This window comes from Myroides sp. NP-2, from assembly GCF_014145665.1.
In the GTDB taxonomy this organism is placed as follows: domain Bacteria; phylum Bacteroidota; class Bacteroidia; order Flavobacteriales; family Flavobacteriaceae; genus Flavobacterium.
Window position 1 is genome coordinate 212,618 of record NZ_JACHTD010000004.1, and the last position, 13,964, is coordinate 226,581.

Consider the following 13,964-nt stretch of genomic DNA (forward strand, 5'->3'; position numbering starts at 1 on the left):
AGGCCCTTATTCTAATGCCTACTTATTAGGTGATAAATGTGTAATCCCCAATAGAAATTGCGTGTATCTTTGGCGTTAAATCCAACACGTTTCGCTGCTTAATGATGGGGGAAGCCGTAGCATTAAGGCTGTGTTTTCTTCCCTCAATCAACTGCTTATCCGTTACTTTTTTTAATAGTTTCACTCGTTGATCTTCCTTTTTGAGCTCAATGAGCAAATAGTTTACTGAAGGTAAGTCAACGTTTTTTAAGGTTTCATCATCTCGTATAAAAGCCTCTTGTTTGAAGTATAAATGTTCAATTGAACCCGTTGAAGCTTGCATCTGGTTCTTGTTCTTCTCTAACACCTTTAACAACTGCTCGTTGTATAACATACTCAGGTGATTGCACTCATCTCGGGTGAGAAATAAAGGAGCGATTTTCGAATTGTGGTTGTAAATAGCGAATACTTGAAGGACGATAGGATCATCGAGATTCAAGAACAATTCAATGGGTGGGGTTAATTCTAAATTTTTCATAGCAATGGATTTTTGTTTTTCTCTTAAATATAAGCAATTATTTGTGTAGTATTTTTTATATAACGAATTATTTATTGCGATTAGTATAGAGTAGGTGTGTATATTCGTGTTAAAAATGAATAAACAAACAAGAGATAGTGCCCTTAAATACCGTCAAATAAGAAAAGTATACACTGACATTTGTTTTCAATGCCAAGAATAAGAACAGCAAAAGTAAGAGGAATGAACACTAATGAACTAAAAAAATAATGTGTTTTAATTTTTTGATATACAGTGTTTTAGTTTATGTTACCCTTGTTGTATTACGCAATTCGTAAAGAGTTTTTTTTTAATTTAAGAAATAAATGTTAAATATTTGTAAATGAAAAGACTGCAAGTATTTTATTGTTAGTAAATAACAAATTTATGAGTCAGATTGAAAGCACATTTAGAATATAGGTAATAAATCGTTTATTAAAATTAGAATCAGGTCCCCAATTTGATTTTTGAGTTACTATATTTGTGTTTGATATTCAGCCTATGTTTTTACATAGGCTTTTTTGAGTTGCTCTATATGTAGAACTCGTCCTGCATAGCGCAGAGAAACGCAGAACCTATAGCAAGATAGTACGGTATATACATTTCTATTATAATAAATATAAGCACTTCCTATTTATGGAATTGAGTATAAAATTACAATTTAATGAACTTTAGAATAATATTTTGTATTCTGATTACGGTTTCTGGCTACACTCAAAACACTTCATTTGATAGCCTCTATGCGCATGTAAAAACAGTAGCTTTGACTTCCACGCCTCAAGAGGTTTTAATGCAAATTTCTGATTTAGAGCAATTGACAAGTACGCCTGCGCAAGTAATAGAGGTCTATCTATTAAAAGCCTCTTTACTGCGGCAATACGGTCTGCGCGATAAGGCCATTGCAACGCTCCAAAAGGCGGATAGCTTTGCAGTAAACGCCCAACACATAATTTTAAAAGCGAGAATACAAGGCACTTTGTCCACCTTGTATCGAGAAAATGGTATAGAGAGCTTAGGTAAGCTCGCTTTGGTAAAGGCCAAGCATTGGTCTAAGAAAGTCAAAGATCCGTTAGAATTGGCTGTATTAAATGGAAATTTACTGCAAGAACAGGCGTACTACTACATGAACAGTGCCCAATTTAGTGAAGCCATCACAGCGTTAACACAAGGAAGACGCGAATTTGAAAAAGTAGAACACCCACAACAGCGCTTCTTTTATCTAGCAACTACGGATCAATTAATTGGGGACAACTATATTCAATTGGGAAACTTAGACCTTGCCGTAAAAACGTTGAATCTCGCTCTAGCTGAATTACAAGGCTCCAATAATCCACAAAGCCCATTGAAGGGGTTTATTTACAGGAATTTAGGCGAATCCTATCTCAAAAGCCAAGATTATGAAACATCCTTACTTTTTTTGAACAACGCCATTGATGTTGCCGAACAATCTGGTTTTCTCTCCCTAAAAAAACAAGTTTTTGCCACGCTAAAAGAGTATGCCAAACAGAGAGAAGATAGAGAAATGTACGTGAACTACAATGAAAAGTATATCCAACTCGTCGAACAAGAACTCCAAGTACAAGCTAAAATTGCCAATTACTTGGTAGCGTCTTATTATGAGAAAGAAGGGGAACTCACCTTAGCGTATACTAATTACGTCTACTATAGCTTGTCAATTGTTGGTGGCATCCTACTTTTTTTATCCTATTCGCTATATCACAGACGTCAGCTGCTTAAACGAAATCCCAAAACCCAGGCAGTTCCTGTTTCAACTGCTGTTGTAGAAGTAGTAGAATGGAAAGGGGAGTTGGCACCCGAAAATAACGACATAGGCATCGATTACAACTATATTTCCAAAGAGATGGAAGAACTCATCCTCAGTGGAATTGCATCCTTTGAGTATCACAAGGGGTTTTTAAAACACGAAATTTCTTTGAGTAAACTCGCTAGTCAAATAGGCGTTAATCACCGCTATCTGTCCTACGTCATTAAACACCATAAACAACAAGATTTTTCCAGCTATATCAATACATTGCGCATTGATTATATTGTTGAGTTACTCCAGAAAAATCCCGAAATGCTCAAGTACAAAATTAGCTATTTGGCAGACTTATGCGGTTTTGCCTCTCACAGTCGTTTTACCATTACTTTTAAGCGAATCAAAGGAATGTCTCCTTCTGCTTTTATCGAGCAAATCCAAAATATAATATATAAGTAGCTTCTAGTTCAGTGTTGCTGTGGTGTTACCAAAAAGTTATCTTATTGGGTGACTGTTGGTGGTGTTGTTTTTTTGCTGAAATTTAGTATATCAAAAGAAAGCATATGGAACAGTATAACAAGCATAGTTTTTTTGTAGAAGTAGGGGTGACAATTCCCTCAGGAAAAGAGGTTAATAAATTGCAAGTGCGATTTGGCTTTTCCGAAGAGATGCGCAAGTTGTTGTTGGTACAAAGCCAGGGCAACACAAGACATAGCCTTATGCAATCAGGGATCACGTCAGAGTCTTTAGAAGCTCTTGAAGGCGTGGTGGTTTGGTACACCCTCGATGGCTTAGACGAGACGCTTGATATTATTGAACGCAACGAAGACTGCGTGCTGTCTGATTACTTGTTCGTTTTCGCACAAGATCACCTAGGAAATCAATATGCAGAAATTACTAAAGGAAAATGGAAGGGACACATTGTGTGGCTCAATGCCTTGTACTACGCCGATGTCGATAGTTTGGAAGAATTGTTGGAAGAGTATAGTGACTCCGCTGAAGCGTCAATCGGACGCGTAGAGGATGAAACAGTGTTTCAGCTTCTCTATACGAGTCAACAATTAGTCGCCATGCAAGCCTCCTCCTTAGAGATGTTTCTGTGTTAATCGATAAAAATAAAATTGCTTATTCCTATGAATAAGAATTGATGCGTTTTTTTAGTTTGTCAAGCCTGTATAAATTTTTTTATACAGGCTATTTTGTAAAAAATAAAAGTGAACAGGATGTGAGTGGTGAATGGTGAGTGGTGAATGGTGAGTGGTGCGTGGTGAGTGGTAATGGTGAGTGGTGAGTGGTGAGTGGTAAGTGGTGAGTGGTGAGTGGTAAGTGGTAAGTGGTGAGTGGTAAGTGGTGAGTGGTGAGTGGTAAGTGGTGAGTGGTGAATGGTAAGTGGTGAGTGGAATGGTGCGTGGTGAGTGGAATGGTGCGTGGTGAGTCCATACTGAGTCCATAGTGAGTCCATAGTGACTCTAGTAAAACAAGGCTTTTTTATAGAGTCACTATGCAGTCACTATGGAAGTACAGCGTTGTTGTACCGACGATAACGGGTTCATAGGACGGTAAAAAAAAAGAGTGCCCTTTTGGGACACCCTCTTATATAGTTGTTTATTTTGATCGTTTATGGCCTTGGTTTAGCCAAGTAATCAAAGAAGTACTGCGCAATTTTAGTGTTTAAATGCACGCGATCCAATCCTCTCACATTGTGTTCGTGGTTTGGATACAAGAAGTAATCCACTTGTTTATTTGCTTTGATACACGCTTCTATAAACAGCATAGAATGTTGCTGAACCACAACCGGATCCTGTGCCCCGTGAATAAGTAATAATTTGTTGTCTAGTTTTGACGCTTTGTTTAACAAGCTAGTGCGCTCATATCCTTCCGGATTTTCTTTTGGCGTATCCATATAGCGCTCCCCATACATAATTTCGTACATCTTCCAATCCATAACAGGACCACCTGCAACGCCTACTTTAAATACAGAAGGATAGTTAACCGATAAGGATGTGGTCATAAAACCTCCATAACTCCATCCATACACACCGATTTTCGATTGATCGACATAGGGAAGTGTTTGTAAGTACTTCACACCAACCATTTGATCAGCCATTTCATTTTGACCCAATTGACGGTGAATTACATGCTCAAAATCTTTTCCTCTGTTAAAACTACCTCTGTTGTCTACCGTAAAAACAATATAGCCTTGTTGTGCCATATAGTGGAAGAATAACGAAGACCCTTCTAACCATGTATTGGTAATTAATTGCGCATGTGGACCCCCATAAACATATACCATCACAGGATATGTTTTAGTTGCATCGAAATTAGTAGGGTAGATCATACGAGCATTTAATGGCGTTTTTCCATCAGCTGCTGTCAGGCTAAGAATTTCTGTTTTAGGCATCGTAATCACCCCTTGGTATGGATCCTTTGCCTGTAGTATTTCTACCTCTTTTTGATTAGAAGTTTGAACCAAAGACACGCGATTGGGAACGTCATAGCTGTTAAATGAATCGAGGAATATGCTTTTGTCCGTGTTGAACAACGCCTCATGCGTACCTGAACGAGAGGTAAGCTGCTCTGTCTTTCCTTTTTTGAGGTTCACTTTAAAAACTTGTCGATCTAACCCTTGGTTAGTGACTCCCGTATAGTATATGTTTTTTCCCTCTGCATCAAATCCTATAAGATCAGAAACAATCACCGATTCATGACCCAAGGTCTTGATTAATTTACCCGTTGTTGAATACAAATACATTTGGCGGTATCCGTCTTTTTCAGATAAATAAACAAAAGATTTATTGTCTTCAGGATTGAAAACCAATCCTTGAGAAGGCTCTGTATAAGTCGTTGATTTCTCTTCAAATAATGTCGCTTCTAACGCTCCTGTTGCTGCGTTATACTTGTTGAGCTTCAGGTGATTCTGCTCGCGGTTTAACACCCCTACATAAACGTAATTCCCCGATGGATCCCAAGTTACCATCGTTAAAAACTGATCTTGATCGCCTGTGGCTAACGTAATTTTGTTCTGCGTATAAACGTCGTAAATCACTAGAGAAACACGTTCATTTTCCATACCCGCCATCGGATATTTGATGTTTTTGTTCTCTGCTACACGTGGATCCCATTGTACTAATGGATAATCTGTAACTTGTGACTGATCGTTTCTGTAGTACAACAATTGCTCTTGTTTTGGACTCCACCACATGCCTTTGTTTATGCCAAATTCATTGCGGTGTGTATTCGAACTACCATTGACAATAGCAGCATCTGTATCTTGTGTAACAGCTGTGATCTGCCCTTTTTTGTCTGCAATTTCAATATTGTTATCCGTTAACCACGCTACATATTCTTTGTTGCGCGATAAACTGTATTCTTGTCCGTGTACTGGAATTTTATGAATCAAGCTAACTTGTTGATCCTGGGTGTTGTAGTGAAACAACCATCGAAACTTTCTAGCCGTATCTAGGACAGAAAAAGTCAATGTGTTTTCGTTTTTCCAAGCTAAATCACTAGGAAAAGATGTCAATTGAAAGCTCGCCTCAGAAATTGAAGACGTTAGTGCAGCTTGTAAATGAGCAACACTAAACAAAAATGAAGGCGTCCAATTTACCGCTTGTGTACGGATCAACAAGCTGTCTCGCTTAGCATTTAAGTGAGTGAACGCTTGGGCATCCTTCCAGCTCGGTTGGGTTAATCGCTCTGGAGCAAAAGAAGTGTACTGGCCTAAGGTAGCTTCTTGCATGGTAAGATTGCGCTGGGCAAAAAGTAAATTACCTGTAAGAAAAGCTAGGGCAAGTAGTTGTATTTTTTTCATTCTATTGTGTGATTATTTTTAATGGTCACTAAGGTAGGGCTTTTCTCTTTTCTGACCAATAAGTTTGTGTGCTTGTCGTGGTGGTTGTGTTAGACGTATAGAGAAGTGGCAACATCATTCCGTATTTCAATGCGTTTAAAGTGCTAAAAATAGATTTATCTTAGAAGATTTACTTCTAAATGCACGGATGAGCAAAAATATTCTATTAGGCAAATATTCTCATATTGAGAACAAGAAAGAAAGAATACTACTTATTTCGCTGTGAAAAGAAATAAGTATTGTTAAAAATAAGAGGGATTTTTTTAAACGCTGAAAATACACTAAAATCGATGGGAATTTTAAATTATTATATTTGATACAAGCAATCCTGTTGATTTTTATACTATTTATCCTTTACTGTTAAAATGAACCACAAACTATTAATTGATTTTATGCACCTTCTTTTTGAGTTTGAAAAGGAGATGAAAGAAGAATTTACTTCTATTTATGCACCAACCATAATGGGGTTTAAACAATGGATTCGAGATAAAAAAGTACAGGAAGAAGATCAAGAGCTTGGCTTAGAGGCATCCACAGAAAATACAGATCAACATATTGTGCTATCGTTTTTTAAGTTGGCCAATTACAGCAAAACGTATTGGCGATCGCTTTTGACAGATACACCTCTTGCCCTACCAGATAATCATATCTTTTTAATGAATTTATGGAGGCATGGTGAAATGACCAAGATGGAACTCATCCGCAAGAGTACCCAAGAAAAAGCAACAGGTATGCAAATTATCAATCGACTGATTGAGTTGAATTTTGTTAGTCAAAAAGATTCAGAAGTAGACAAAAGGAGTAAAATTGTTGAGATCACCTCCCTAGGTCGACAAGAACTAGAAACCAATATGGACGACATACAGAAGATTTCTCAAGTCGTTAACGGTAGTTTAAAAGGGACAGAAAAGAAGATGTTGAATCAATTACTAAACAAGTTGACCCACTTTCACGAAGAGGTGTTTAGCGAATCAAAAAGTAAAGAAGAGTTGATCTTTCTTATTGTCAATCACGAGAAATAGGGTTGAGTTTACGGTTAATAGTTTACTTGTTCGTTCTGCGGTTTGTACTCTACAAACCGCAGAACGAACAGGTTATTGCCTTAAATCGACTTCTTTAAGTGGAATTACTTTGGTTTTATACTTGAATTTGTGGAAGAAGTAGAAGAACAAGAAAAAGGGAATACCCATATAGGTAATTAGTATTCCTTTCCAATCGACAATTCCTTCAAATATCATTTGGCTATCCTGTCCGATGATTACAAATAAGCAGAGGACGAAAGCGAAGATAGGACCAAAGGGGAAGAGTTTGGCGCGGTAGACTAGTTTTTGGGTGTCATATCCTTGAGCGACGTAGGCTCTTCGGAAGCGGTAATGGCTAATGGCAATTCCCAACCAAGCGATGAAGCCGGTAAGTCCTGAAGCAGCAAGAATAAAGTCAACGGCTTGAGGTGTAACGGATTGAATAATAAAAATGAGTAGTACAATCAATGCTGTTGCCAATAGGGCTAGGATGGGTACTCCTTGTTTATTCGTTCGGCCAAAAGAGCGATGTGCCATACCGTCTTTTCCCATGGCATAAAGCATACGCGTAGAAGCGTACATACCCGAATTTCCAGCTGATAAGATTGAGGTTAAAATAACCGCATTCATCAAGGCGGCAGCAAAAGCCCAGTGTGCTTTTTCAAAGACTAGTGTAAAGGGCGATTTGGCAATTTCCGTAATATCGGCGCCCAAGAGTTGTGGACTAGTATAAGGAATGATTAATCCAATTACAAAAATAGACAGAATGTAGAAAATGAGAATTCTCCAAAATACTTGTTTAATTGCTTTGGGGATGTTTTTCTCTGGATGTTCTGACTCACCTGCTGTAATGCCGATTAGCTCAGTACCCTGAAAAGAGAATCCCGCAATGAGGAAGACTCCTAGTACAGTCAAAAACTTGCCAGAAAACCCATCGCCTAGGAAAGGGGCGTCCCCTAGGGTAAAGTTGGTAAAGCCGATGTATTCTCCACCGAGGATCCCAAAAATAGTCAGCAATCCTACAGCTAAAAAGACGATAACGGTGACCACCTTTATAAAGGCAAACCAGTATTCGGATTCGCCATAGGCCTTGACGGATAAGGTATTCAGACCTAAAATGACAAAAAAGAAACACAAGCTCCAAGCCCAAGGCGGAAGAATATTCATCGGTTCCCAATACGAGATGACCAATGCGGCAATAGAAACGTCTACAGCTACTGTAATGACCCAGTTAAACCAATAATTCCACCCCAAAGCATAGCCCAATGATGGGTCGACAAATCGAGAAGCATAGGTGCTAAATGAACCAGATACGGGTAGATAGGTTGCCATTTCCCCTAAAGAAGTCATCAAGAAATAAACCATTACACCAATGGCTCCATAGGCCAATACAGCCCCTCCTGGACCTGCTTGTTGAATAGCTTCTCCACTTGCCATAAATAGCCCTGTTCCAATACATCCTCCAATGGCAATCATGGTGAGATGACGAGCTTTAAGTTTACGTTGTACGCCTGTTTGGCCGTGCTGTTGTTCTGTCATTTTTTGTCGTTTAAAACAAATGTAACTATTAATACGAATTAGTCCCTCTGTTTTCTTTTTCAATATGTGAAAAATATATGCAATCAGGGAAACCTATTTAGTATATTAAGATGTTTTTCCGCCAAATGTGCCATATAGTGGTAAAATCGTACTGTTATTGTTATGTTAAAAATTAAATTTTTATACTTATTTAAAGAATTTAAATTTAAAATATATCGTTTAATTTTTGATAAAAATATGATTATTAATTCATAATGATGCTAAATTAGTTACTCCTATGTGATTTTGGTGTTGTTTTTACTGGAAAACATATTAACTTAGTTTTAAAATTCAGTAGAAAATAAACATAAAGTTATGAAAAGAATGAAATCGCGAATACGTGGAGTCTTAGTGACTGCACTAGTCATACCATCTCTTGTGTTTGCATCTCCCGCATTGTCCAATTGGGCTAGTAAAATGCAACGCTATGTCATTCAAACATTCCCTTTCTTTGGTGAGGAAGCAATAGGGGGAAATGTACGTACGCAAGCACTCTTTGAGGATGAAGATTGCGCAGTCATTACCCAATTGCCCTTTGTCGAGACCTTTGCAAGTGATTCGGAAACAAAACCCTGTTGGACCGTCATCAACAATAATGAGGATGGTAGTACCTGGGATTTGAACGATACTACAACGCCTTATGTCGGCGATCAAGTAGCTGTAATGACAACAGATGGCTTAGATGGTGAAAATGACGATTGGATGATTTCGCCTACCATCACCTTAACAGCCAATCAACGCTTGCGCTATCACTACAAAGTGGAAGCTAGTGATGAACCCAATGATTTTCGCGTGATGCTCTCTACATCGGGTACGGCGGTTGAGAACTTTGAACACGAATTATTACCCCTACAAGCGTACGACAATGTGACCTATAAAGAGCAAATTATCTACCTCAAAGATGCCAATGGCAATTTCTTTGACGGTGATGTTACTATCGCGTGGCACGTTCCTCCTGGAGGTGTAGATGGTTGGCGCTTATATATTGACAATGTAATTGTTGAGGATGTTCCGACTTGTCCTGCTCCTGTAAATATTCAACTGTCTACTCCCACTGCTGTTGGGGTGCAAGTGAATTGGGAACAAGGGTATCAAGAAGAACAGTGGGAAGTGGTTGCTCAAGCTGAAGGAAGCCCTATGCCTACTTCGGGTACTTCGGTAGACGAGACATCATTTACTTTTACCGAATTGAACAGCAATACAGTATACGACATATACGTTCGCGCTATATGCGATGGGGAAGAGGGAACGACCCATTCTGATTGGACAGGCCCTATTCGATTTAGAACGAATATGATTCCCGTTGCTTTGCCTTTTACTGAAGATTTTGAAGGGGAGACTAACTTTGTTTTCATCGGAACAAAAGACAACAAATGGAATATTGGTACTGCAGTGAATAACGGCGGTACGCATGCCATGTATATTAGCAATGACCTTGGCGTAACTTATCAATATACCACAGACGATGACGATTGGACTTCTACTCAATCCTACGCATATCAAGATTTTGACATCGAGGCTGATGTAAATGAACTTCAATTGAGTTTTGACTGGCGTTGTATGGGCGAAGGTCAATTTTGGCCTAGTGATTATTTTAGGGTTTGGGCTGTATCTACCGATTATCAAATCCTCCCTAATGAACCTATTGATGAATTTGCAGATGGCGTATTTCCTATTGGCGCATCCGATTATAAAATGAATAATACCTTCGCCAATGAAGTGATCTTTTTTGATGGGACACCTTTTGCAGGCAGTACACTGCGCCTCGTTTTTGAATGGACTAATGACGGTAGTAGTGGTACTCAACCTCCAGCGGCAATTGACAATATCGACTTGAGAAGAGTGCTTTGTAGTCGACCGCAAAACTTAAACTTAATAAGTGCAACAGCTACCGAATTTACCGTTGGTTGGACAGCCGTTACCGATGTAGAGGATTACGAGTTGATAATTAAAACCAATCCATTACCCGTGGCTGTGGATACGGATATACCCACTCATACAGCAGAAGGAAACTCATTTGTGTTTACGGAGGTCAACCAAGGCTCTTTTTACTACGTTTGGCTGAGAACCTCTTGTGACGAGGATACAAAAAGTATGTGGATCGGCCCTCTAGCCGTGAATATACCAAAAATTCCACCGGTTTCTTTGCCGTATATCGAAGATTTTGAAGGGGATGTGTACTTCCAAACCACTACTGAAGAGCAACATAAATGGGTAACTGGAAATGCTAGTAGCGCTTCTGGAAGCAGATCGTTGTACGTAACCAAAGACGAAGGTCTTACTAATACCTATTATGGAGAGGTAAGCGCAGCTATTCACGCATTTAAAGACGTTATCATTCCTGCAAACTCCCAAGAATTAGAACTTTCTTTTACGTGGAAAGCTTATGGTGAAACAACCATAGACTGGGATACTTGGGATGAAATACCTAGTGATTACATGAGAGTGTGGCTTGTTCCTGCCTCTTTTACACCTACGGCGGGTACGTTAATTACGCCTGCTGCCAATCGCATTGAAATTGATCCTACAAATCCGTTTTTCCAACAGAGAAACTTTACCCAACAGCGCTATATTATTCCTGCTGCCCCTTGGGCCGGACAAAACATGCGCTTGGTGTTTGAGTGGATTCAGAATGATTTTAGCGAAAGACAACCCCCTGCTATCGTTGACAATGTAGCCATCAAAGAGTACAATTGTCAGGATGTCGAAGATGTACAAGTGATTCGAATAGAAAATACAGAAAACTTTGAAGTGACTTGGACCCCTGCAGCTGGTCAAACCAAATGGGAGGTGTTCATTATCGAAAGTGGTCAACCTTTTCCAACGCTTAGCGATACGGGAATTGTCGTAGAAGGCGATCCTTCTTACATCATTGAAAATGTACCAGTAGGTGATTTCTATAAAGTATTTGTACGTCCTATTTGTTCGGATACGAATTCAGGATGGTGGATAGGCCCTGTAGATTACGGTATTTTCTATCCTTCGGGATGTGCGAGTATTTCGCTTGAAGATATAGATCTTGATATTTCCGTTGATGGGGAGTATATTATTTGTAGCGAAGATCCATATCCTATTGAACTAAAAGCCGACTACTACGACATTAAAGCCACCACTCAATATGAGGTAGAGCAAATTGATTACGACCCTCCATTCCCGTTCTTTGGCGGTGGTGCAGTAGATTTAACGGTTGATGATTACTGGTCTGAAATTATTGATTTAGGCTTTGATTTCTGCTTCTTTGGCAATAGCTATGACAAAGTATTGATCAATACCAACGGCGCCATCAGCTTTAGTATTGAAGGTGAAGTAGCCGATGGACGCTATGAACCAAATTCAGGTTCTAGCTGGTCTTTCGATGAGGAATTGCCCTTTGAAGCTCAAGGTGCCGACGCTCCTTTTGTAAACGCTATTTTTGGTGTGATGCAAGATCTGAATCCCGATCCAACCTCAGGGGCTTCACCCGATGATTTTTCAATCAATTACCAGATTATTGGAGAATATCCTTGCCGTGCCTTAGTGTTTAATATCTATCATTTGGGGCTATACGATCAGCGCTATGATCCAGATGATATCGAAGGAAGCACGCAAACCTCTCAAATTGTGTTGTATGAAATCACCAATATTATTGAAGTTTATGTAAAAAATAGACCTGTAATAGATCCAGATGCTGAGTTCAGACACAATGATGCAAATGGCATAATTGGTATTCAAAATCAAGATGGTACAGTTGCTTATGTACCTCCTGGAAGAAATACAGGGGATTGGGTAGCGCAAAATGAAGCTTGGCGCTTTACTCCAGCTGGTCCTTCAATCGCTAGTTTTGAGTGGTTGAAAAATGGCGAGCCTTTTTCTACACAAACCGATATCGCAGTTACAATTGAGGAATCCGTTACCTATAGTGGGGTAATTAAGTATGCACACTGTAATGGTGAAGAAATGGTCATTAAGAAAGACTTTGCTTTCTTAAAAGAGCCGATGGAATTTGCAACGCCTAAGACGTTGTTTGATTGTGCCAAGAAACCAGGATCTACGTTTACCTATGACTTAAACGAGAATGTCCCTGTGGTCTTAGCAGGTTTAGATTCGGAAGAGTATGAGGTAGCCTACTACAAGTCGCAAGCGGATGCCGATGCGGATGAAAATGAACTAAATGCAACATATGAAACACAGACGCCAAATGTTGATACGATCTTTATGAAGATCACCAATAAGCTGACGCACTGTTCTAAAGTCATTTCCTTTACCCTTGGGATAAACGAACAGCTAGGAGCAACGCAAATACAACCGATTTTCAAGTGTAAAGAAGCCCTTTTACCTGCACTAGCAGCGGGAGAAGCCTACTATACGGAACCTTACGGGGGCGGTATTAAATATGAGGCAGGAGCGCGCTATAGCGAAGTAGGTCAACATACACTTTACGTGTACAAAGAGGATGAAAAGGGCTGTTATGGAGAATCTACCCTGAGCATTGAGATTTTACCAGAGGTTTTTGCTCCTATCATCGAAGATAAAGTCTTTGCTTGTGAGGCATTTAGATTGCCTATTCTGCCAGAGGGAACAAAGTATTATACCGAACCAAATGAAATGGGAATCGAATTAGAACCTAACTATGAGGTAATCGTTCCTATGACGATTTATATGGTGACGCGAAATGGAAATAAAGACGTGTACTGCTATGATGAAAGTAGTTTTACCGTTGATTTCGAAGATTGTCCTGTTCCTAAAGGTTTTTCACCCAATGGAGATGGTCTAAACGATTCCTTTGACTTGAGTAATCACGGAGTAGCTAAAATCCAGATTTTTAACCGAAACGGTACAGAAGTCTATTCACACGGTCTTGGTTATACCAACCAATTTGTCGGAAAAGATAAGGCTGGAAATCAATTGCCAAGTGGTACCTACTATTATGTGATTGTATCTCACGGTAAATTGAAAACAGGTTGGGTGCAGTTGAGTTATTAATGGTGAGTGGTGATTTTTCGAAAATATAGTTTTTTTGTTGAAGAAATATCTTGTCAAAAGCCGAATAACAAACCGTAACGCAGTGAAGGCTCATCCAACGCCAAAACAGAATATCTAATACAGTATATAAAGCTTGCGGATACCCGCAAGCTTTTTTATTTACTTGACCTGTGAGAAGGAAAAAAATCGCATCTAATCAACTTTTTGCTATCCAAGCTTTACACTTTTAATAAATGGCTGAATATGATTGTATTATAA

General features: G+C 39.2%; 7 protein-coding genes. 4 read left to right on the plus strand and 3 right to left on the minus strand.

Annotation, left to right across the window (positions count from 1 at the left end):
• Positions 1-25 precede the first annotated feature (25 nt).
• The gene (locus tag H4K35_RS06100) at positions 26-517 is read right to left on the minus strand and encodes a hypothetical protein (protein WP_182626494.1); all 492 of its coding nucleotides are present in this window, start codon (positions 515-517) and stop codon (positions 26-28) included.
• 682 nt (positions 518-1,199) lie between these two features.
• Between H4K35_RS06100 and H4K35_RS06105 the strand changes: the two genes are divergently transcribed.
• Both H4K35_RS06105 and H4K35_RS06110 read left to right on the plus strand, forming a co-directional pair.
• Complete coding sequence (locus H4K35_RS06105; RefSeq protein WP_182626495.1) at positions 1,200-2,753, plus strand: helix-turn-helix domain-containing protein; 1,554 nt, start codon at positions 1,200-1,202, stop codon at positions 2,751-2,753.
• 104 nt (positions 2,754-2,857) lie between these two features.
• Positions 2,858-3,400 carry a hypothetical protein gene (locus H4K35_RS06110; RefSeq protein ID WP_182626496.1) on the plus strand — a complete coding sequence of 181 codons (543 nt, stop codon included), beginning with the start codon at positions 2,858-2,860 and terminating at the stop codon, positions 3,398-3,400.
• A 512-nt stretch (positions 3,401-3,912) separates the two neighbouring features.
• Here H4K35_RS06110 and H4K35_RS06115 read toward each other — a convergent pair.
• On the minus strand, positions 3,913-6,105 hold the full coding sequence (locus tag H4K35_RS06115; RefSeq protein ID WP_182626497.1) for a DPP IV N-terminal domain-containing protein: 2,193 nt from the start codon (positions 6,103-6,105) through the stop codon (positions 3,913-3,915).
• A 404-nt stretch (positions 6,106-6,509) separates the two neighbouring features.
• Between H4K35_RS06115 and H4K35_RS06120 the strand changes: the two genes are divergently transcribed.
• Positions 6,510-7,166, plus strand: a complete 657-nt coding sequence (locus tag H4K35_RS06120) for a MarR family winged helix-turn-helix transcriptional regulator (RefSeq protein ID WP_182626498.1) — start codon at positions 6,510-6,512, stop codon at positions 7,164-7,166.
• A 72-nt stretch (positions 7,167-7,238) separates the two neighbouring features.
• Here H4K35_RS06120 and H4K35_RS06125 read toward each other — a convergent pair whose 3' ends face one another.
• The gene (locus H4K35_RS06125) at positions 7,239-8,705 is read right to left on the minus strand and encodes an amino acid permease (RefSeq protein WP_182626499.1); all 1,467 of its coding nucleotides are present in this window, start codon (positions 8,703-8,705) and stop codon (positions 7,239-7,241) included.
• 354 nt (positions 8,706-9,059) lie between these two features.
• On the opposite strand from H4K35_RS06125, the gene H4K35_RS06130 reads away from it, so the two are divergent.
• Positions 9,060-13,706 carry a choice-of-anchor J domain-containing protein gene (locus H4K35_RS06130; RefSeq protein ID WP_182626500.1) on the plus strand — a complete coding sequence of 1,549 codons (4,647 nt, stop codon included), beginning with the start codon at positions 9,060-9,062 and terminating at the stop codon, positions 13,704-13,706.
• The last annotated feature ends 258 nt before the right edge of the window (positions 13,707-13,964 follow it).

Coding starts and splice junctions, on each gene's coding strand:
- H4K35_RS06100 (WP_182626494.1), bottom strand. CDS start 517: ATGAAAAATTTAGAATTAACCCCACCCATTGAATTGTTCTTGAATCTC.
- H4K35_RS06105 (WP_182626495.1), top strand. CDS start 1,200: ATGAACTTTAGAATAATATTTTGTATTCTGATTACGGTTTCTGGCTAC.
- H4K35_RS06110 (WP_182626496.1), top strand. CDS start 2,858: ATGGAACAGTATAACAAGCATAGTTTTTTTGTAGAAGTAGGGGTGACA.
- H4K35_RS06115 (WP_182626497.1), bottom strand. CDS start 6,105: ATGAAAAAAATACAACTACTTGCCCTAGCTTTTCTTACAGGTAATTTA.
- H4K35_RS06120 (WP_182626498.1), top strand. CDS start 6,510: ATGAACCACAAACTATTAATTGATTTTATGCACCTTCTTTTTGAGTTT.
- H4K35_RS06125 (WP_182626499.1), bottom strand. CDS start 8,705: ATGACAGAACAACAGCACGGCCAAACAGGCGTACAACGTAAACTTAAA.
- H4K35_RS06130 (WP_182626500.1), top strand. CDS start 9,060: ATGAAAAGAATGAAATCGCGAATACGTGGAGTCTTAGTGACTGCACTA.